Annotated in this window: 18 protein-coding genes; 15 read left to right on the top strand and 3 right to left on the bottom strand. The window is 39.4% G+C overall.

All coding sequences use genetic code 11. The features are described from left to right. Window positions 1-2: 2 nt before the first annotated feature. Window positions 3-818, bottom strand: coding sequence for an IclR family transcriptional regulator PobR (gene pobR, locus FPL17_RS05830; RefSeq protein WP_069579810.1), 816 nt, complete (start codon window positions 816-818; stop codon window positions 3-5). Window positions 819-960: 142 nt separating this feature from the next. Here pobR and pobA point away from each other — a divergent pair, with 142 nt between their 5' ends. Then, the gene (gene pobA, locus FPL17_RS05825) at window positions 961-2,169 is read left to right on the top strand and encodes a 4-hydroxybenzoate 3-monooxygenase (protein ID WP_159883903.1); all 1,209 of its coding nucleotides are present in this window, start codon (window positions 961-963) and stop codon (window positions 2,167-2,169) included. A gap of 112 nt (window positions 2,170-2,281) precedes the next feature. Here the strand turns inward: pobA and FPL17_RS05820 are convergent, their stop codons facing one another. Then, window positions 2,282-3,655: an ABC1 kinase family protein gene (locus tag FPL17_RS05820; protein WP_151716766.1), complete on the bottom strand. Its 1,374-nt coding sequence runs from the start codon at window positions 3,653-3,655 to the stop codon at window positions 2,282-2,284. Between the two features lie 194 nt (window positions 3,656-3,849). Beyond that, the gene (locus FPL17_RS05815) at window positions 3,850-4,155 is read right to left on the bottom strand and encodes a hypothetical protein (protein WP_005188827.1); all 306 of its coding nucleotides are present in this window, start codon (window positions 4,153-4,155) and stop codon (window positions 3,850-3,852) included. A gap of 166 nt (window positions 4,156-4,321) precedes the next feature. Between FPL17_RS05815 and ybaK the strand changes: the two genes are divergently transcribed. The 14 genes from ybaK to FPL17_RS05745 all read left to right on the top strand — a co-directional run bounded on the left by ybaK (window position 4,322) and on the right by FPL17_RS05745 (window position 21,892). After that, window positions 4,322-4,786, top strand: coding sequence for a Cys-tRNA(Pro) deacylase (gene ybaK / locus FPL17_RS05810; RefSeq protein ID WP_005188825.1), 465 nt, complete (start codon window positions 4,322-4,324; stop codon window positions 4,784-4,786). A gap of 333 nt (window positions 4,787-5,119) precedes the next feature. After that, window positions 5,120-6,904, top strand: a complete 1,785-nt coding sequence (locus FPL17_RS05805; protein ID WP_159883901.1) for an IucA/IucC family protein — start codon at window positions 5,120-5,122, stop codon at window positions 6,902-6,904. Further along, the gene (locus FPL17_RS05800) at window positions 6,897-8,330 is read left to right on the top strand and encodes a lysine N(6)-hydroxylase/L-ornithine N(5)-oxygenase family protein (protein WP_159883899.1); all 1,434 of its coding nucleotides are present in this window, start codon (window positions 6,897-6,899) and stop codon (window positions 8,328-8,330) included. The genes FPL17_RS05805 and FPL17_RS05800 overlap by 8 nt, the downstream gene beginning before the upstream one ends. A gap of 20 nt (window positions 8,331-8,350) precedes the next feature. Then, window positions 8,351-9,790 (top strand): DHA2 family efflux MFS transporter permease subunit, encoded by a 1,440-nt coding sequence (locus FPL17_RS05795; RefSeq protein WP_159883897.1) that lies wholly within the window; start codon window positions 8,351-8,353, stop codon window positions 9,788-9,790. 10 nt (window positions 9,791-9,800) lie between these two features. Then, a complete protein-coding gene (locus FPL17_RS05790; protein ID WP_159883895.1) occupies window positions 9,801-11,642 on the top strand; it encodes an IucA/IucC family protein in 1,842 nt (613 codons plus the stop codon). Between the two features lie 8 nt (window positions 11,643-11,650). Then, the gene (locus FPL17_RS05785; RefSeq protein ID WP_159883893.1) at window positions 11,651-13,561 is read left to right on the top strand and encodes an IucA/IucC family protein; all 1,911 of its coding nucleotides are present in this window, start codon (window positions 11,651-11,653) and stop codon (window positions 13,559-13,561) included. Between the two features lie 8 nt (window positions 13,562-13,569). Beyond that, window positions 13,570-14,331, top strand: coding sequence for a (2Fe-2S)-binding protein (locus FPL17_RS05780; protein WP_159883892.1), 762 nt, complete (start codon window positions 13,570-13,572; stop codon window positions 14,329-14,331). After that, complete coding sequence (locus FPL17_RS05775) at window positions 14,328-14,945, top strand: RraA family protein (protein WP_032857670.1); 618 nt, start codon at window positions 14,328-14,330, stop codon at window positions 14,943-14,945. The genes FPL17_RS05780 and FPL17_RS05775 overlap by 4 nt, the downstream gene beginning before the upstream one ends. Before the next feature lie 93 nt (window positions 14,946-15,038). Further along, on the top strand, window positions 15,039-17,327 hold the full coding sequence (locus tag FPL17_RS05770; RefSeq protein WP_159883890.1) for a TonB-dependent receptor: 2,289 nt from the start codon (window positions 15,039-15,041) through the stop codon (window positions 17,325-17,327). Between the two features lie 97 nt (window positions 17,328-17,424). Further along, the gene (locus FPL17_RS05765; protein WP_151716757.1) at window positions 17,425-17,718 is read left to right on the top strand and encodes a hypothetical protein; all 294 of its coding nucleotides are present in this window, start codon (window positions 17,425-17,427) and stop codon (window positions 17,716-17,718) included. A gap of 1 nt (window position 17,719) precedes the next feature. After that, on the top strand, window positions 17,720-19,246 hold the full coding sequence (locus FPL17_RS05760) for a PepSY-associated TM helix domain-containing protein (protein ID WP_159883888.1): 1,527 nt from the start codon (window positions 17,720-17,722) through the stop codon (window positions 19,244-19,246). Then, window positions 19,243-19,575: a hypothetical protein gene (locus FPL17_RS05755; protein ID WP_159883886.1), complete on the top strand. Its 333-nt coding sequence runs from the start codon at window positions 19,243-19,245 to the stop codon at window positions 19,573-19,575. Before FPL17_RS05760 ends, FPL17_RS05755 begins: the two co-directional genes overlap by 4 nt. Window positions 19,576-19,710: 135 nt before the next feature. Then, a complete protein-coding gene (locus tag FPL17_RS05750; RefSeq protein WP_159883884.1) occupies window positions 19,711-20,349 on the top strand; it encodes a GNAT family N-acetyltransferase in 639 nt (212 codons plus the stop codon). A 232-nt stretch (window positions 20,350-20,581) separates the two neighbouring features. Beyond that, window positions 20,582-21,892, top strand: a complete 1,311-nt coding sequence (locus FPL17_RS05745) for an MFS transporter (protein WP_159883882.1) — start codon at window positions 20,582-20,584, stop codon at window positions 21,890-21,892. Window positions 21,893-21,962 lie beyond the last annotated feature (70 nt).

The raw sequence follows: 21,962 nt of genomic DNA, 5'->3' as shown, positions 1-21,962 counted from the left end.
TTTTATATTACATTGCGTAGCTCATTAGCAGTATTACGCAGCAAAGGCAAAATTTGCTGGACTAAATAATCTTCTTGTACACGATTGGTTTGCGACATACAGTTAAGCGCCGCAATGGCTTTACCTTGTGCATTCAGCACAGGAACTGCAATCGCAATCACGCCGAGCTCATGTTCTTCTTTTGATAGACAATAGTCCGAAAATGAGATGCTTTTCAGCACGTCTATAAACGTATCTTCATCGATAATCGTAAAAGGGGTTAAGCGCTTTAAGCCATAACTTTTGACCCAATCGTGTTGAGCCTGTTCAGGTAGCGCTGCCAATAAAACCTTTCCTGTCGAGGTGGCATGTGCAGGTAGGCGATTGCCTAAATGCATGCCATAAGGACTGACCCGCAAATTGTCGTGTTGAGGAAGATAGCTACGGGCAATCGGGACTACTTCATTGTCATCCAAGACCACCAAAGAAAAGGTTAAAGAGGTTTGGGCACACAAAAGATTCAGAAAAGATTGGGCGATTTTAGGTAGATGGGCAGAACTTAGATAAGAGCTAGAAAGACGTAACACGCGATGGGTTAGCCAAAAATAATGCTCATCTGTTTCCAAATAGCCTAAGTATTTTAAAGTTTTTAAATGTCTACGTGCTGCTGTTCGGCTAATGCCAGTACGTTCAGCCACTTGAGTAACGTTCAAACGTTGACGATCAATTCCAAAAGCTTCAAGTAGAGCCAGACCTTTGGCTAAACCTGCAATATAGTCTTCCTGACGAATACGTTCGTGTGAACTTGGGTGCTCTAAAAAAGCATCGGTAGAGGACATCCTTCCTTCCTTGTTATTTTGCATGTTTTGTCCGCTATTCGGACAAGTAGAATGATAAACGGTTATTTTTGATTTGAATACATCGTATACAAAACTTAAAAGCAGTAGTTTAAAAGTCAGGACATATAACAAGGATGACGTGATGGATATTTTAAAGACACAAGTTGCAATTATCGGTTCTGGCCCAGCGGGTTTATTACTAGGTCAATTGCTATATAAAGCTGGCATTGAACACATCATTATTGAGCAACGCAGTGCTGATTATGTGGCTTCACGTATCCGTGCAGGAATACTAGAGCAGGTATCGGTTGATTTACTCAAACAGGCTGGTGTAGATCAACATTTAAAAGAGAAAGGATTACCGCATTCAGGAATTGAAATATTAACCAATGGGCAGAAACACCGTGTTGATTTGTCTGCACTCACAGGTGGTAAACAAGTCACTGTGTATGGACAAACCGAAGTCACTAAAGATTTAATGGCAGCTCGTGAAGCGGCACAACTGACATCGTTCTATGAAGCGGAAAATGTACAGGTCAAAGATTTTTATGAACGACCTCAGGTTTATTTCGAATATCAAGGACAGGTATTGCAAATTAATTGTGACTTTATTGCAGGTTGTGATGGTTATCATGGTGTGTGTCGTGCCAGTGTTCCAGAAGACCAGATTAAAACCTTTGAGAAAGTCTATCCATTTGGCTGGTTAGGCATATTGGCCGATGTACCACCTGTTGCCGATGAGTTGATTTATGTACAGTCAGAACGTGGTTTTGCATTGTGTAGTATGCGTTCAGAAACCCGTAGCCGTTATTATTTACAGGTGCCATTGACAGATCGGGTCGAGGATTGGTCAGATGAAAGATTTTGGGAGGAACTTAAATCGCGTCTAGATGCTGAAAGTCGAGATAACCTAATAACAGGTGCATCTATCGAAAAAAGTATTGCACCGTTGCGTAGTTTCGTCACTGAACCCATGCGATTCGGAAAGTTATTTTTGGCAGGTGATGCAGCACATATTGTTCCACCGACTGGTGCAAAAGGATTGAATCTTGCCGCCTCTGATATTGCTTATCTCTCAATTGCATTGATTCAATATTTTGTTGAAGGTTCAGATCAGGGCATTAACGAATATTCAGAAAAGTGCTTACAGCGAGTTTGGAAGGCTGAACGTTTTTCGTGGTGGATGACGCACTTGTTACATCGTTTTGAAACCGAAACGGAGTTTGAGCATAAAATTAAACAGGCTGAGCTAAGCTACATTCTTGGGTCTACTGCAGGTAAGACGACCTTAGCCGAAAATTATGTCGGCTTACCTTATGAAATTAAAACAATACCAGAGCCTTGTGCTTAAGCGCGGTATATTGTTTTTGGAAAGTCTTTAATTGATCAATTAGCCTCATATAGAAATAAAAAGACCTGCACAATTAAATTGGGCAGGTCTTTTAAAAAAGATTTACGCTGTATCAAGCAAATTGAGGAATCATTTTGCGGACATTGGTTTTTGCATCAATCACAGTCATGAAGGTATAAGCACCAATGAATTTACGGCTAATGAACATAAACTCTTTTGGTGGAACCGAAAAATAGCGAGAAGCCATGGATTGTCCTGCCTGTTGCATTACACGGCTATGCAATTGGCTTTTTTTCCAGTCATACCGATCTTGATCATCCATAATACCCGCAGGCATATCTGGATTATTGCTTGGGCAGCTAAATGCTTCTGTAGCTATCAAGAATACATCCGCCATACCAGGTTTAACACTTTCTGGCATGCCATCAAAAAATTCATAGCCCGTCATGGCTTTAACCATTGCATTTTTGTCATGGTCATAACCTGCATGAATCAAGTTACGAGCCACGGACAGTAAATTGTTATCAAACTGGCGAATTGCACCAAAGTCGAGTAAAACAATTTTGTCTTTTACTTCATTGCCATCACCTAAACGAACGAGGTAATTACCAAAGTTCGGATCGGTCTGCATTTCGCCCCATTCAAACAATTCGCGTACTGCAATCTCTAAAGATGCTTCACCCAACTGGTTGCGGCGTTCTTGTGGAAGAGAGAGCATCACTGGACTATTGACTGGAACACCGCGCTCAAAGGTCATACAAAGAATTTTTTCAGCACAAAATTCGTCAACAATCTGAGGCACGATATAACGTGGATCATCTTTTAAACGTTCAGCAAAACGTCGTGTGGTCGCAGCTTCAATGCCATAATCGACTTCACGATGCATCATTTCACGGACCTCATCAAACCACTGATCAAATTCGCGCGTTTGTGGCACCATACGTGTCAATTTCAACATATTCTTGAATAGATTCATGTCTGAATCAATTGCTTCAGCAACACCTGGATATTGAATCTTAAGAACTAGCTCTAAACCATCAGATTTACGTGTTGCGCGATGCACTTGAGCAAGTGAAGCTGTGCCAATTGGCTCATGATCAATTGTGAGCTCATCTAATTTAGAGCCTAACTGTTCTTGTAAATGTGCTTTGATAGCAGGCCAAGCCAATGCAACCGTCTGATTATTGAGTGTATTTAGGGCTTGAGTAATTTCTTCAGGCAAGAAGTGCTCACCGTATAAAGCCATCATTTGGCCAATCTTGACGATTGAACCTTTTAATTTCCCAATTTCAGAAACTAAATAATGTGCTTGTTCAGCCATGGCTTTTTTACGTTTCTTCTCTTTTTCTTCTTCGCTTGAGAAAAGAGACGTGGCATTTGCAGTCGCCCAACGAGTTCCAGCAAGTAAAGAAGCTTTTGCAATAGATAAGCGACGATCCACCGACGAGGTTTTTAGATTCTTAAGCTTATCGTTCTGATCTGACATGAAAGAAAAATCCTATGCTGAAACCGGAGAGTTGAAAGCCGAGACTTGAATTGTAGCGAATATTACAGCTTTTGAACGTATTAAAATAGTTCAATCTCTTGAATTATCAGTCTAAATTTGTGCAATAGAGCAGTTGTATAAAAATAGCCTAAGTAAAGATTTCACATTTACTTGATATTTGCTATACATCTGTCCTAAATTTTAAACTGAATTTTGAGTGAAGATTTCCGTATCAACGCTGCTCTATTACTATGTATATGCTTCACTAACATTCGTTTAACTTCACTATGATGAAAGCCAACGGAATAAGCTTTGACAATAATAATACTGGGGAGTGTAAAGAAAAAATACTTGGTGTCGTCTAAAGTCGCATCTTTGAAAATACCTTCAGCGACCAATATTTCTCTTAGAAACTGCTTTTCAGCTTGAATGGTCGTGGATGATTCATCATCCCAATAATTCTGACGCATGGCCATTAAATTATTATGCTTATAACTCATATAGGAATTGAGCCTGTATGTTTCACCTTTAGCCAATATATGAGGTTGTTTGAGTAATTATCAAGAATAGAATTATATCTAAAATAGCCTAAGCAAATTTAATCTTTAATTTTTAAATGTTACACTTATCCCACTTTTATTCCGACATCAAAAATACTGAATAGATATGACACCAGCTTGTAAACTATTGGAAAAAAATAAAATAGCATTCTCAATTCATGAATACGAACATGATGTTAATGCAAAAAGTTTTGGGCTAGAAGCTGCAGAAAAGTTGAACTTAAATGTTGAAGAAGTCTTCAAAACCTTGATGGTGACAGACGAAAAAAATTATTTCATTGCAATTTTGCCTGTAAATCATCAACTCAATCTAAAAAAAGTTGCGGCTGCAGTCGGGTGCAAGAAACTACAAATGGCAAATCCTAAAGATGCCGAACGTTTAACTGGGTATTTGGTTGGAGGGATCAGCCCACTAGGGCAAAAGAAACGCCTGAAGACAGTCATTGATTCAACGGCGGCGACATTTGATAAAATTTATGTGAGCGGTGGAAAGAGGGGATTAGATATTGGCCTTGACCCTCAGGAACTTGCTAAATTGCTGGGTGCAGGTTTCTTTGATCTTTTAGATTAAAACAGGGGCTTGCGTATCATTTTTTATAAGTAATTGTTATCTTTAGTTTTTATAAATCTACAAAAGCAATTGTCATCGAAGGAACGATCATTTTATTTAATGAGAATTATTATTATCTTTTTGTATCTTTCTTAAACGCTATTGATCTCTAAAGCAAATTAATTCAACGGATTAGGTCATCTTTTTCAGGTTCTTTTATGGAATTGAAATCTTAAATGATAATAATTATCATTAGTTTTATCTTAATCATAAGTGTTTTGTGGTTAAGACATGTTTGTGGCCAAAACATTCCGAAAAATAAATTTAACTCTCTCGATAATAGGATACAGTCTGATGCAATCACTTGCCAATCGGTTGGCGATACAACATTTCGTCAATGCATATACGCAAGAAACAGGCAAAGGTAACTTGCTAAATAAAAATCAGCAGAGTCCCCAACAACAAGCGTTTAGCCAAGGTTTGACGCTGTTATCAATTCCTATCCAGTCTATACAAGCACAATGTAATTTCCCTTTATCCTACGTCAGTCGAGTCGGACGACATCGCTTAGCTGATCTCCCTCAAATTGTTATCCAAGGTCAAATCAAGCCATTCAGCCCAGTTGCAATTGTTGGGTTATTACTTGAAGAATTAGTTTGTGAATCCTCTGAACCATTAGATGCGGCATCTTTGGTTGAGAAGTGGATTCAAAGTCGTGATGCATTACAGCAATTTTTAATACAGCGTGAAGCCGATTTTGATGATCTTGTAAAAGCAGGTCAGAATTTTATAGAAACAGAGCAAGCTTTAGTTCTTGGGCACAGTATGCACCCAGCGCCAAAAAGTAGAACAGGTTTTGTTCATGAGGACTGGTTAAAATTTTCACCTGAGCATAAAGGGCAGACCCAACTCCATTATTGGTTTGTACATCAAGATTATATTTCGGAAGGTAGTGCTACAGATGAGAGCATTTCCGCTCAGCTGAAGACAGCTTTACAGTGGTATTTGTCTGAAAATGATCTCAACCTATTAAAAACCCATGCCGAATATAAATTACTGCCTTTACACCCTTGGCAGGCACGTTATTTACAAAGCAAACCGTGGTTTGAGCGTTTAAAGCAAACAGGACAATTGCTTGATTTGGGTTTACGGGGTTGGCAATTTTCACCGACAACGTCTATTCGAACATTGGCGAGTTTTAGCGCACCATGGATGGTGAAGCCTTCATTATCTGTGATGATTACCAATTCAATTCGTGTGAATTTGGAGAAAGAATGCCATCGTGGAGAACTTACACATCGTTTATGGCATAGTGAATTTGGTCAGAATATTTTAAAGCAATGTCCAAGTTTAAAAGCAGTCAATGATCCAGCGTGGATGGCTTTAAAAATTGATGGCGAAGTGGTAAACGAAAGTATTTGTATTTTCAGAGATCAACCATTCCATCCACAGCAGCAGGTAACTTGTATTGCGTCGTTGTGCCAAGATCATCCAAATAAAGCTTTAAATCGATTTAATGCACTATTTGCAAAAATTGCAAAAACGAATCATGAGACAAATCTTTCAGAAATTGCCTTAGATTGGTTCAATCGCTTCCTTGAAGTGAGCTTGCAACCTTTAATGCATCTCTATCATCGTTACGGTATGGCATTTGAATCACATCAACAGAATGTATTGCTAGAACTGGAAGATCATTTCCCAAAAACCTTGTGGTTACGTGACAACCAAGGGTTTTATTATATTGAAGAGTTCGCCACTGAAATTTTACAAGTATTGCCTGAGCTTAAAGAAAAAGCCTTTGCTGTGGGTCCAAAAGACTTTGTAGATGAACGTTTTAGCTATTATTTCTTTGGCAATACCTTGTTTGGAATCATCAATGCCATTGGTGCAACAGGTTCTATTACTGAAGATGAACTATTAGAGCACCTGAAAGGTTTCTTGCAAGATTTATTGCAGCAATATCCTGATAGTACCTTGTTACAGGGTTTATTGTTTAATGAAACTTTGCCGTATAAAGGAAACTTACTCACTCGCTTGCATGAGCTTGATGAGCTAATTGCACCTGTTGAACACCAGTCTGTGTATGTTCAGCTGCAAAATCCGCTGTTCGTAGAGCAGAAGGATGTGAGTTATGCTTGATTTTATTGGTGTGGGGCTTGGTCCCTTTAATTTAAGTCTTGCCAGTTTGCTGCAAGGCAAAAGTGATCTTAAATATCAATTTTTTGAACAGAAACAGAATTTCGATTGGCATGCGGGGATGCAATTACCCAATGCCTTGCTACAAGTACCATTTATGGCGGATCTGGTGAGTTTGGTCGAACCAACCAGTCCCTATAGTTTTCTTAATTATTTGAAGCATCATCAGCGGCTATATAAATTTTACTTCCGTGAAAATTTATTTATTCCGCGGCAAGAGTATAACCACTATTGTCAGTGGGTTGTGCAGCAACTCGGCAATATTCAATTTGGTAGTCAAGTTCTTGATGTGCAGGCGATCAAAGGTGGTTTTGAGGTTGTAATATTATCAAACGGTGAGCAGCAAACTCACCGAGCGCGTCAGCTTGTATTGGGTATAGGTACAGTACCGCATTTGCCTGAAAGCCTACAGCAAGTCTATTCTAAAACTACACAGTGTTTGCATTCTGCTGAATATCTAAAAAATTGTCCTGAGAAGCTAAAAGGAAATGTAGTCCTGATTGGTTCTGGTCAGTCGGCAGCGGAAATTTTTCTAGATTTATTTGATCGACAGTATGCACAAAAGCAGGCAATACCAGACTTTAATTTGCACTGGTTAACGCGTTCTGCTGGATTTTTCCCTATGGAAAATACACCTTTGGGGTTAGAGCATTTTAGTCCTGATTATATGCATTACTTCTATCACTTGCCGCCGTCGTTGAAAGCTGAATTACCTGTTCAGCAGGCGAATTTATATAAAGGAATCAGTAGCAAGACGATTCGTGATATTTATGAACGTTTATATCATCGCAGTATTGGTGGTCATGCTACAGATGTAATGCTAGCAGGGCATCATCAATTACAGCACGCCGAAGTTTTAGAAAATCAAAAAGTCCGATTGCACTTCAATCATAGTCAGCAAGATGAGAATTATCTCGTTGATGCAGATTGTGTGATTGCGGCAACGGGCTATCGCTATCCTAAACCTGCTTTCTTACAAAATATACAATCCATGATTCCACTTGATCGAGCAGAACGTTGGCAAGTGAGTGCTAATTTTGAAGTGAATTATCAGGGTGATGGGCGAATCTTCTTACAGAATATGGAAGTTTTCCATCATGGCGTGGGCACTCCAGACTTGGGGTTGGGAGCATATAGAGCAGCGACGATTGCCAATCAACTGCTGAGTAAAGAGTTATTTAGACTTGATCATGCTCAGTCTTATCAGCAGTTTGGTACTTCTGATCAATCTCATCTAGATCAATCAAGTCGAAATCACGCCCAACTGGCTGATTCAGGCTTATCTCGTGCTGTTCATAAATCTGGACAACTTAGACCTATCTCTACGGGTTTTTATTCACAGTTAAAACTCTCAGAACATATCGACTAGGTTGTACAGAGGAAATATGTATGGAGCAGTCTTCTGTATCAGCAGCTCAATCCGCACAAATCGGATTACAGCGTTATGTCTTGCTGACGGTAATGTTAGGGACCGGTACTGTTAGCTTAAATAACAGTAGTTTCAATCCTGCTATTCCCCAACTGATGCAGTATTTCCAGATTGGGGAGATTTGGGCAAGCTGGGTGGTCGTTGCATTTTTATTAGCAATGAGCATTAGTTTGCCACTCGCTGGTTATTTCAGTCAGCGTTTCGGTAAACGACAAACCTATTTAATCGCCTTATTGTGTTTTGCTTTGGCATCTGCAATTGGCGGTTTGTTTAATCAATTTGAGTCGGTCCTTGTTGCTAGAGCTTTACAAGGTTTTTGTAGTGGACTGATGATTCCATTGTCGTTGAGCTTAATTTTTTCAGTAACACCAAGCGAGCAAAGAGGCAGTGCAACAGGATTATGGGGAGCCATGATTATGTTGACATTAGCAGTTGGTCCAATGTTAGGTGCACTGGTTTTAGTCTGGCTCAATTGGCAAGCGTTATTCTTTATTAATTTACCAATCGCTTTGATTGCATTGGTACTTGGATATCTTTACCTACCTAAAGAAAAAGCAAATACCAGTCAGTCCTTTGATTGGGTGGGTTTTATTTATCTTGGTGTAAGTATTGTTCTGCTTTTGGGAACATTAAGCCAGATTCATCATTTGGAAGACTTATACCAACCAGTGTATTGGCTTTTCCTGACAATAGCGGGGTTAACATTTTGGCAATTTTTAACAAGCCAAAAACGTCAAACTAGTCCATTAATTGAACCAGCACTTTTTTCAACACAAGGGTTTCGATTCAGTCTAATTATTTGTGTTGTTCAAACAGTTGGCTTGTTTATCGGTATGTTGCTGATTCCTTTATGGATTCAACATGGCCTAAAGCTCAGCCCACTTTGGACGGGTTTTGCACTGATGAGCAGTGCTCTGGTTACTGGTTTATGTAGTCAACCCGCTGGCAAATATTTAGATCGTTATGGCGCAGCCAAACTCATGAGTTTAGGTATTGTGATTACCGCGTTGTCATTTGCTTTATTGGCATGGGCACCCGTGCAAAATGTATGGTTCATCATTTTTTGTATGTTGCTGCATGGACTTGGCATGGGCCTGTCATATATGCCTTCTACAACAGCGGGTCTCAACAGCTTACGCCAGCAACAGCAGCACTTGGTGACTCAGGCCGCTGCATTGAACAATCTATTTCGTCGGCTTTTTGCTGCGGTTGCCGTTGTACTGGCAGCTTTATATTTGCAATTACGCCAAGATATTTTTCAAACCAGTGTCCATACACATACGGATTCCTTTAGGGCGACTCAGGAAATCTTTATCTTTTGTACTGTCCTTATATTGTGCGCTTTGCCTTATGCATGGCGTTTTCCAGACCAGCACAAAACCAATGAATTAAATAAATAGGATTATTATTATGGGACAATTACATCCAGTTCTATCAAATACGCATATTGTTCAAAATACTTTTCAAGCATGGCAGAAACCACAACCTGAGCAAGCGAAGCAAGTAGAGCAAAGAGTCATTAAACAATTACTTCAAGCACTCATTTTTGAAGAAATTATATCGGCTGATTTTGATGAGAAAAACTTCAACATAGAGGTACGAGATCGTCAACAACAAACGATTCGATATATTGCACCAGGTCAGCGAAAATACAGTTACAAAATGGTCCGCCTTGATCGTCATCAAGATGTTTTACGCCTAGATGAACAGGGCAATCTGCAACCTGCACGTTTAAATCAGGTTATTGATGAAGTCTTGCGCTCTATTCCTGAGGCAGCAAAAGTTGAAGATTTCATTTTTGAGTTAAAACGTACCTATATTCATGACTTACAGTCTCAAGTTTGTTTTGAAAACTATGCATTGCCGGCAATTCAATATCCATACGATGTTTTAGAGTCGTACTTGATGGATGGTCATCCATATCATCCTTGTTATAAGTCTCGTGTAGGTTTTAGTTTACAAGACAATGTTCGTTACGGCGTTGAATTTGCTCAGCCTATCGCTTTGGTATGGTTGGCCGTACACAAAGATATCACTGCTGAAAATCATTCTAACAGTATTGAGACCAAGGAATTCTTTAAGAAGCAGATCAACACGCAGGATTTAATCCAATTTCAGCAACAGCTTAAAAAGCAGGGTGTAGATACATCGCAGTATATTTGGATTCCTGTACATCCTTGGCAGTGGGAAAATCATTTAATTTCAATTTTTGCAGAAGAAATTGTAGACAAGAAAATTATTTATTTAGGGCAAAGTCAGGATCGTTATTTGGCTCAGCAGTCCTTACGCACGGTCACTAATTTGCAGCACCCAGAAAAACCATATATCAAACTTTCGATGAGTTTGACCAATACGTCTAGCTCAAGAGTCTTGGCAAAACATACGGTCATGAATGGGCCAATTATTACAGACTGGCTGCAACGTTTGATTGAACAGAACGAAACTGCAAAACAATTAGATTTTGCTGTTCTACGTGAAGTATATGGCTTGAGCGTTGATTTTACTCGCTTGCCAGCTTCACATGCGCATCAGGCGTATGGCACGATCGGCTGTTTATGGCGTGAAAGTGTGCACCAATATTTACGTCATGGTGAAGATGCAATTCCATTGAATGGTGTCAGTCATATCCAAAAAGATGGTCAGGCGTTAATTGCACCGTGGTTACAACAATACGGCGTTGAACAATGGACACGTCAGCTTCTGAAAGTTGTGGTTACTCCGTTGATCCATTTGCTTTTTGCAGAAGGCATTGCAACTGAATCACATGGTCAAAATATCATTTTGGTGCATCAGCAAGGTTGGCCAACGCGTATTTTATTAAAAGATTTCCATGATGGCGTACGTTACAGTCCAGCACATTTGGCTCATCCTGAGTTGGCACCTGAGCTGGATCAGTTACCGCCAGAACACGCTAAAACCAACAGTATGTCTTTTATTTTAACGGATGATTTAGACGGTATTCGCGATTTTAGCTGCGCTTGTTTGTTCTTTGTTGCTTTGACGGATATTGCAATTTTCCTTAATCAAAACAGTGACGTTGCAGAACAAGATTTCTGGAAATGGGCAGCAGAAGTCATTCAAGACTATCAATTACAACATCCTGAACACAATGCGCGATACCAGATTTTTGATGTATTTGCCGAGAAACTCCGGATTGAGTCTCTGACCAAACGTCGCTTATTCGGTGATCGTAGTATGCAGATCAAATTCGTGGATAATCCTTTGGCACCTTTCAAAGCACAGGTGAAGTGAGGTTATTTATGAATGCACTTCAACCTGTCTATCAGTTAGTAGACAGAACAATTTTACAAGATTTTATCAATGCTTTATTGGTTGAATCACTCATTCCAGCGTCATTTATTGTTGATTTTAAAACAGCACAATCTGAATTTGATGTGTTCGGTTTAGACTTAAAACAGCATTATAAGGTAGCACTTGAACAGCACTACTTTGTACTACTGCCTGAGCAAAATTTGCAGCGGTTGACTATTTTTGAGGTCAAGAAGGGAATTGCTCAACCTTGGAGTATTGTTACTGATTCAGAGGTTTTACTGGTTGAACGAAGCAGTGATCAGAGTCAAGTTCATTCAATTGAATTATTTGAACTGTTTGAATATTTACAAGCCACGGTGGTGTTTCAACATTGTCAGACTGAGAAACTTGAAAAGTTTTCAGCGCAAATCAAGCAATGTTTAAAGCAATATAGTTTGTTGCCGCAACACCAAGTTGAGGCGCACGATTTACTTGATCAAAGTTCTGCACGAGTATTTCGAATTTTAGAACAATATGCGGGCTATAGAGACAGACCTTATCATCCCTTGGCGAAACTTAAGGAGGGATTAAGTCAACAGGAATATCTACAATATTGTCCTGAATTTGCACAAGAACTTTGTATTCACTGGGTTGCAGTACATAAAGACAAAATGATGTTTGGTGCTGGTGTGGAGGATATCTTTACCCAGCAGCCAAGCCAGATTTTTATCAATCGTACTGAGCGGCATCAGTTAAAACAGGAAATGTTTCAACGTGGTTTGAGTGAAACGCATATCGCAATGCCAGTACATCCATGGCAATACCAACATCTATTTCAGCAATTCTATGCAGAGGATGTTGCAGCAGGGATTTGCCAGCCTTTAAACTTCATATCTAAAGGCATGTATGCCAGTGCTTCGATGCGTAGTCTGTTATCGGAGGATATTCCACAAGAGAGTTTAAAACTGCCCATCGGGATTAAGGCCTTGGGATCACTTCGGTTTCTGCCAATCGTGAAAATGATTAATGGAGAAAAGAACCAGAAGTTATTGTTACAAGCGCAGCAAAAAGATCCCGTTTTAAAGCAAAAATTGTGGCTATGTGAAGAGACGCAATGGTGGTCTTATTTGCCTGAAAAACAGCAAGATAGAACAGCGGATAATGAGTGGTTATTTGTGGAAAAACCAACACATCTGGCTGCACAACGCCGTCATATTCCATTTGAATTGTTGCAGGATCCTTATCAACTTATTCCTATGGCAAGTCTAGGACACATTATTCCAGGACAACCTGCGATTTTTGAATATATTCTGCAATTACAGAAACGAGAAACCAATGCGGAAAATGTGCTGAATCAGTTTGCGCAGCTATGTTCATGCTTTTTTGAGGTCAATTTACGCTTATTTCGTCTAGGTCTTATGGGCGAAATTCATGGGCAGAATCTGTGTCTCGTCCTTAAAAATGGTCAGTTCGATGGTTTGATGTTCAGAGATCATGATTCATTACGTATTTACTTACCTTGGGTTCTTCACAATGGTTTGGATGATCCAGATTATTTAAGTCCACATGATTTTAGAAATACGCTTTACCATGATTCAGTCGAAGAGCTACTGTTTTATATCCAGACTCTGGGGATACAAGTCAACTTAGCTTGCATTATCGATACTTTGGTCAGCCATTATAAAATTGCAGCAACACAAGTTTGGCAAGTGCTGGCAGCCGAGTTGCAACATCAACTGGAAAATCTCAATTTTGCAGAAGAAATTCGGGTTCAGTTACAGCTTTTACTATTTGAGTCGCCGCAATGGCCTTATAAACAGTTACTGCGACCTTTGCTTGAACAGGATACCCGCATCGGGAGTATGCCTTCTGGAATAGGGCAAACCCAAAATCCACTTTGGCACGTTTTGGGTCAGTAAAAGTAAATATGAATATGTGTCGTGATGTTCAAGCAGAGTTAGTCACTACTTTCTCAGTTTTACAGCAAAATCTAAAACTGGAAATATCCAATTTCCCAATAGGTACAACAACATTGGTTGATTTGCTGGATGATGAGGTTTGTAAAAACACACTGCAAAATTTTGCGACACGTATTCATGCCAAAAACTTAAGGTGTGCGACATCACTGTTTGTTAAATATTGGTCAACCCTTTGGATATTACCTTCCTTATATTGTCAGGCTGCAGCGTTGCCCTTTGTTCAATGGCAAAGTTCAACATTAGCGGTTGAATTAACTAACAACTGGTATTGGGATAGAACTTTACAACTGATTGATTCGGCTTATTCATCTTTTCAGGTTTTGTCTTTCCATGATATTGAGTTCATGTTGAACCAATTAAGCGTATTGTTTTCACAATTTGCCAAAGTTGGCCGTGTTTCTTATGTATTGCTTTGGGAAAATGCTGCTGTACGAGTCGTGCAATTTTACCGAGCTTTGCAACAGCAGAATTTAAGTAAAGAAATGCAGCAACGACTATTAAAGCAACAAGAATGGTTGAGCGCGAAATCAGCACAAAGTTTTAATTTACAGGAAAATCCGTTTGCAAAGCTTTGGAGAAATTGGCATCCAGAATTAAAAACTTATATGCGACAAAAGTGCTGTTTCTATTTTCAGCTTGAAGAAGCAGGGCAAGAGCTATGTCGAAATTGCCCGTTACAGCCAAAACAAATCAAAGAGATGAGCTTATGAATCAAATCGATAATTTAGCGTTACTGGTCGATGCTTATAAAGAGATTGCAAGCTCTACAATTGGCCATGTTTTAGATTTAGGTCATATCCCACATGTTTTTCCCATGTCACCTGAACAGCAGGTGGTAGGCATTGTAAGGACAGCACGGCTTGAATCAACAAATGCAAGCAAATTAAGACAGGTTCTAATGAGCTGTCAGCCCAATGAAGTACTGTTGATTGATGCGCGACATGATTTGCAACGCGCATGTTGGGGGGAGCAAAGAAGTGTTGCTGCAATTCATTGCGGTCTGGCTGGAGTCGTTGTACTCGGAGCAATCACAGATCGTCAGGCTTTATTAAAACTGAAGTTACCTATTTTTGCGCATGCGGTTAGTTGCTTAACCACTCGGAACGAAGGAGAAAGTCTTGTAGAGCTAAATGCCGATATCTATATCAATGGATGTACGGTGCAATCAGGTGACTTGTTAATTGCTGATGCTGATGGGGTGTTTGTTCTCAAATTAGACGTTGCTCATGCCTATTTGGAGCAGTTTCAGCTCATTGAACGAGAAGAAAAAAACAAGAAAGACAATTTCTTTTTACATGAAAGGATAGATGAATACTATTTTTAATAAAAATCATTCTCATTAATATTTAAATTTAGTATGATGGCCTGCCTTTTGGATATTTTTTGAGTGATATTAGGGCTCTGGAGAAACGAGAAAATGAAAGTCAATAATGAGTTTAGGGCAAAACAAGTACTGTTTAAAATGACACCATGTTGTCTTGCTGTCATGGCCATGTTTGCGCAGCAAGCATATGCAGAAACTGTGTCGGGAGAGGCTACTGTAACCACAGAATCATCACAGAAACCTGTTGCTCAGTTAGAAAAGATAGTTGTAACTGCGACCCGAACACCAAAGAATATTTCAGAAATTGCAGGGACTGTTCAGACGATTGATCGTACGCAAATCGCACAACAGGCAACGGCTGGACGTAAAGTTGCAGATGTCTTAGCGCAGCTTGTTCCTTCACTTGCTCCAAGCAGCGGTACAACTAGTAATTATGGTCAAACGATGCGTGGTCGTAATGTTTTGGTGATGATTGACGGCGTTTCTCAAACAGGTTCTCGAGATGTTTCTCGTCAGCTGAATAGTATTAGCCCAAGCATGATTGAGCGTATTGAAATTATCTCTGGGGCAACCAGTATTTATGGTTCAGGCGCAACTGGCGGCATTATCAATATCATCACCAAACGTGCCGATACTTCAAAACCTTTAAGCTTTGAAAGCAAAGTCGGAATTACCTCATCAGATACATTTCGTGGAGATGGTTTAGCGTATGAGGTTGGACAGTCAGTTTCCTTTAATAAAGGTAATGTAGATGGCTTTTTAGGCGCTAATTTTACAAGTCGTGGTTCGCAGTTTGATGGTGACGGTAACCGAATTTCTTTAAGTCCTTGGCAAGGTAGTACCATGGACACTGATACCATTGATGTGAATGGGCGGCTGAATTTCAATTTAACGGATAAACAAAGCTTAAGTTTTGGTGCTCAATACTATAAAGATAAACAAGATACGGATTACGGTCCAGATTATTCATATTTGCCTACAACAGGCACAAGTAATGATATGAGTGAGCCTAGCTATAAAGCAATTAAAGGCTTGAAGCTGAGTGATCACTTATTTACAGAACGTTATGCTATAAATTCACAGTATCAAAACCAAGATTTCTTAGGCCAAGTACTGAATGTTGAAGCTTATTACCGTAATGAGAAAGCAAGATTTTTCCCATATGGTTTAACAACAAAAGCCGTAACCTCTGTGAACCAGTCTCAATCGGAAATTAAGGTTGCAGGTTTACGCTCAACTATGCAATCAGACTTTAATGTTGCAGACAGAGATCTAAAATTAACTTATGGTCTTGATTACGACTGGGAAAAAGACGAGCAATATATTGATATTCTTGCGACAAAATACCCTTATTTAGTTTATACACCTACAGGTGTACGTAAGGGATATGGTCCTAATACAGAAGTTCAAAATATTGGTACATTTGTTCAAGGTGATTATGCTGTTAGTGATCAATTGAACATTCAAGCTGGTATTCGTTATCAATATATTCAAGCGGAAACAGATGCCTATATTCCTAGCAGAGAGTCAGTAGCAGTTCCTGCTGGTTCAACGCACGATGATAAACCATTATTTAACCTAGGTGCTGTTTATAAACTTAGTGACGCACAGCAAGTGTATGCTAATTTTTCTCAGGGTTTCAGCTTCCCAGACGTACAACGTATGCTGCGTGATGTATCGACTTATACAGTTTCAACCTCAAACCTTCAGCCGATTACTGTAAATAGTTATGAGCTAGGTTGGCGTTTAAATCAAGATGATGGATTAAATCTTGGTTTAACTGGTTTCTATAACACCTCTGATAAGACAGTGCAGTTTAATAACCGAGCAGCTAAAATCGTAGATACGGATCAACGTGTCTATGGTGCAGAAGCTACGATTAGTTATCCATTCATGGATAACTATAAGGTGGGTGGCACTTTAGGTTATACCAGTGGGCAGTATAAAGATGCGGCAAATAAGTGGCATGAGCTAAATTCATTTGCAGTTTCACCAATGAAAGGAACGCTTTTTGCTGAATGGGACAATGATGAGGGTTATGGTGTTCGTGTCCAAATGCAAGCAATTAAAGGGACAAACAAGGCCTATAATGATGATCGCGAATTAGTCGCAGCAGCGGCTGCAAGTTCAGATAAAGCATTTCAGGCTGCCGTGAAAGCTGATGCGAATACTGCAGCAAAAATTAAGGGCTATGCCACCATGGATGTGTTGGGACATGTCCCTGCATGGAAAGGTCGTGTAGATTTTGGTGTATATAACGTTTGGGGACTTCAATACAATACTGTATTTGCACAGCAAGCTGCAGTATCGAACGGGAACCCATTATTGGCAATCCCAGCTGAAGGCCGTACCTATGGTCTAAGCTACACGATCAGCTACTAATATTTAGCTGCTAATGTAAACGAGGAAGAAATATTTATAATTTAAAAAAGATATTTCTTCCTTTCTATATGAGCTTTCGATATTTAGGGTGAAACCGATGGGTCAGTTAGAAAAACAAGAAAAATTTAACTTTACTTATCGCAGAGTGTTTTTTATCTGTTTTGCAGCCTATTGTTATAGCGCATGGCTGAGTCTGGTTTTGGCTGAATGGTTGCCTTTTCCCAAAGCTGAAAATGTTTATCTTGCCGTTTTTATTAGTTTTATCTTTTTTATCTTCTACGTTGTTTTTACGAGTGCAATCATTTCTAAACGGTGGTTTTGGACAATAAATATTGTCGGTATATGCTTACTTGCAGGCTATTGGTTACTCAACGTATGGGGAGTGACTTAAAATGAATTTTCGTCAAATCCAAGCCATTTTACATAGCTGGTTTGGCATTATCGTGTTGTGGGTCATCTTTTTTATTTTCTTAACAGGTTCAATCGCTTATTTTCGGACAGAAATTAATGTTTGGGCTCAACCTGAAGTACTTAGCCAAACTGAAAAAATCCCCTCAACCCAACACTCAGCGCAAATAGCTTTTAATTATTTAAAGCAAACTGCTCCTGATGCGAAACGCTGGCGTGTGACGGTAGCGAATGAACGTATGCCAGTCAACGTGTTGGAGTGGCAAGATCAGGATGGTAAGTATCAAAAGCTGCAAGATCCAAACACAGGGAAATTACTAGAACCTGTTCGAAACACCTTAGCAGGGGATTTCTTCTTTAAGCTGCACTATACCCTGTATCCACTGCCAAGCAAGATAGGTAGTTCTATTGTTGCAATAGTCTCTCTAATCTTATTGATTAGTTTAATCACTGGCGTAATCACCCATAAAAAAATTATAAAAGAGTTTTTTGTGTTTAGGGCTTTTAAGGGCCAGAGATCTTTACTTGATTTGCATCATATTACGGGCGTGATTACTTTTCCTTTTTATTTGATGATGGCTTTTACAGGCTTATTGATTCTATTTTATCTGGTTTTACCTTGGGGTTTATCACAACAGTATGGTAAAGCTGGAATTCCGCAATTTTATAATGAAATGCAATTTCTGGAGTTGGCAAAGCCAAAGCAATCACAATCTTCAGCAGCAATCATGCAACCTATTGAAAGTTTTATTAAAAAAATACCAGAGACGACCGAATCAGGGGCGATCTTAGATAAATTTGAAGTGCAGAAACCGAATACAGCCGAGGCGATGATTACGTTTGAATATAACTATAAAAACATTATTACCTTAAATACACCCCAGTATATTTTTTCTGCTAATACGGTTGAACTATTGGCTCAACCTCGAAATCTCAGTGCGATCGCACAGTTGGCATCATCTTCATATGGTATTCATCTGGGGTATTTTGCATCGAATTGGATACGTTTTATCTTGGCGATTATGGGGGTGGTCGGTTGTGTCATGTTGGCCGCAGGCGCATTGCTATGGCAGAAAAAAAGGCTTAAGGAGCAGTATCGTTTCAGCTACAAGCTAATACAGCATCTCAACTGTTTTACTTTCCTAGGGTTGCCTCTTGCCTGTGCCAGTTACTTATTGGCAGGGCGACTGTTACCTGCAGCATTTGAACCAAGGGGGAGTTATGAAGTCTCAGTGTTTTATCTCACATGGCTGTTGAGTTTGCTGATCAGTCTGGTATTGAGTACCCGAGCTACTGTAATACTTTTACTGACAGCGACCGTTGCGGTTCTATTCTTGATCCCTCTGAGTAGTTTTGTGATGGTGCCTGAGGCGTCTTTGTGGCAGAGCATCACCCATTCACGCTGGTCGCTGGCAGGAGTTGATCTCTCATGTTTATTGATTGGCATGCTTTATATCGGGGCAATTCATTTTTATCTGTCTCAGTATCAGCCTGCAGGGGCTCCAAAATGAGTTTTGCCGCGCTCTTCTGGGCCTTTTCCGCATTTATACAAGCTTGTATGCTCAGTCAATATGGACAGAAACAACTGCAATATGCTTGGCTAAATACTGCTCGTAGAAAGCTATTATCCTTTTCTGCCCTTATATTCTTAGCATGCTCTTTTGGATTGAATTACTGGCATGAGGGCAGTTCTGTTGGCCCGCTAAGCTGGTTATTTGTCATTTTGCCAGCCGCTTTCTTTTTACAGGTCTTGGGTTTCTATCTGTTAAGAAAATACTTTGTACAGATCTGGTGCGGTGCAATGCTCGCTGCCTTAATTTTTACCGTGGCTGGCAGTTAAATTTTAGATTATTTAATGGCTGTTCGCGATTTTGTTAGATGCGATTCATTAACAAAAAACAAGAAAAAGAATGCTTCCTGTTTTAATAAAATTGATTATCATTATCATCTAAAACCTAGAGCAAGGACCTCCTAAATGCTTACATTGTCACAAAAACTCCCAGATTATTTTGAATATTATGAAGACGGCACTCAATATTACTTACGCCAAGTACAATATCCTCAAGATATTCCTTTGTTACACCAATGGATGCATGAACCACATGTCATTCCACAGTGGCAATTAAATAAATCAGAACTCGATCTACAAGTTTATTTTGACAAAATGTTGGCAGATGACCATCAACGTTTACTTATTGTAGGTGTAGATGGCAAAGATGTTGGGTATACCGAAATTTATGAAGGCAAACGTGATCGTTTAGGTCGTTATTATGAAGGTGATGATAATGACTTGGGCTGGCATTTACTTTTTGGGGATAAATCAGTTTTTGGTAAAGGTTTTTTAAGACCCACCATCCGATTATTAAGCTTTTATATTTTTGAAAATTCTGAAGCGAAAAAAATTGTAGGTGAGCCAGACCATACCGTAAAACCTTATGCAGCAGTGGTGGCTGATCTTTGTTACGAAAGCCAGCGTTTAATTCCGATGCCGGAAAAAACAGCAATGCTGTATTACTGTTTTAGAGAAACGTTCTACGACAAGTTTGGTGAATATTATAGTGCTTCGCAACAACAGCGTATTCAGCAACAGTCTCAAGATTTAAGCCTGACTTAAACAGAATTACAGACTTAAATGCAATATAAACCTCAACGTGTGTTGAGGTTTTTTTATTGAGAATGCTTCACTTTAAAAATAAATAATATATTGATGTGTAGTATTAAAAAGTGTTTGCAGTAACAAAATAAGATATTGTTATAAGTTTAATTTACGAATAATATAATTGAATTACGAATTAAGTAATAATAGGTTGTAAATAATATCTAAGCAACATGGAGAAGGAATCACCATGAAAGAAGTTGCATTAAATGATTTGATTGACCAGCAACGTGTAGGGCCGTATCAAAAATTTATCCTATTTACCTGCTTATTACTGATGATCATGGATGGCTATGATATTCAGGCCATGGCGTATGCAGCCCCAATGATTATAGAAGCATGGGGTGTCGAAAAAACCATGTTGGGTGTGGTGTTTAGCGCCAGTCTGTTTGGATTGTTTGTTGGATCCTTTGTCTTAAGTTCACTCTCAGATCGCTTTGGTCGCCGTCCGATCTTATTGATTTCTACGCTGGTTTTCTCTGTGTTGATGTTATGGACACCGCATGTCGCAGATATTGAACAGCTTGCTGTCATACGTTTTATCACGGGCATTTTCTTAGGCGGAATCATGCCGAATGCTATGGCCTATAGCTCTGAAATTGTACCCAATAAATATCGCATTTTGACCATGATGGTAATTTCTTGTGGCTATACCGTCGGCGCCATGTTGGGAGGTGCTATCTCAGCTTTACTTACACCTATAGGTGGATGGCAGGCTATTTTCTATTTTGGGGGCATCATTCCTTTAATCATTTTTTTTATTATGCTGTTTAAGTTGCCAGAATCTCTATATTTTTTAGATGAAAATAAAAAAAATGAGAAAACAATTATATTCTGGTTGAATAAATTTTATCCTGCATTACAACTCAATGCAGCAACAAAAATAATCGGCAACGCAGGCCCTAAAATCAAAAAGTCGCCTTTGGAGTTATTTAAAAATAAGCGTGCTTTTTTTACCTATTCGATCTGGGTGATCAGTATTCTAAATATGATCAGTCTATATTTTCTTGCCAACTGGTTACCGACCTTATCGAAAGAGTCAGGTCTTTCTTTGAATCAGGCGCTGATGGTTGGCTCAACCTTACAGTTAGGCGGTACTATCGGCAGTATTGTGATGGGTTTAAAAATTGACAAGATTGGTTTTTATAAGGTTTTAGTGCCAGTCTTTATGGTGGCTGCCGTAAGCGTTGCCTTGATTGGTTATTCAGTCAGTCATATTACTTTGCTGTTTGTGGTTATCTTTATTGCTGGCTTCGCTATTGTCGGTGGGCAGCCTGCGATTAATGCGCTATCTGCAAGTTATTACCCAGTTTCATTGCGTACAACAGGTGTGGGCTGGAGTATTGGCATTGCACGTTTGGGTTCAGTGATCGGACCGTTATTTGGCGGATATCTGGCTAAATCTCTGGTCATCACACATTTATTTGTGATTGCGGCAATTCCATCACTATGTGTGATTCTGATGTTGCTGATTCAGGCAAAATATAGGGTAGAAGTTTGAATGTTGAGGCCGCATTCTGCGGCTTTTTAAATTCTGATGTAGCCAATCGCTGATATGCAATTGGATTTTG

Origin of the sequence: Acinetobacter dispersus (assembly GCF_009884975.1) — a bacterium.
GTDB classification, from domain to species: Bacteria; Pseudomonadota; Gammaproteobacteria; order Pseudomonadales; family Moraxellaceae; genus Acinetobacter; species Acinetobacter dispersus.
This window is presented reverse-complemented; position numbering and strand designations above follow the sequence as displayed.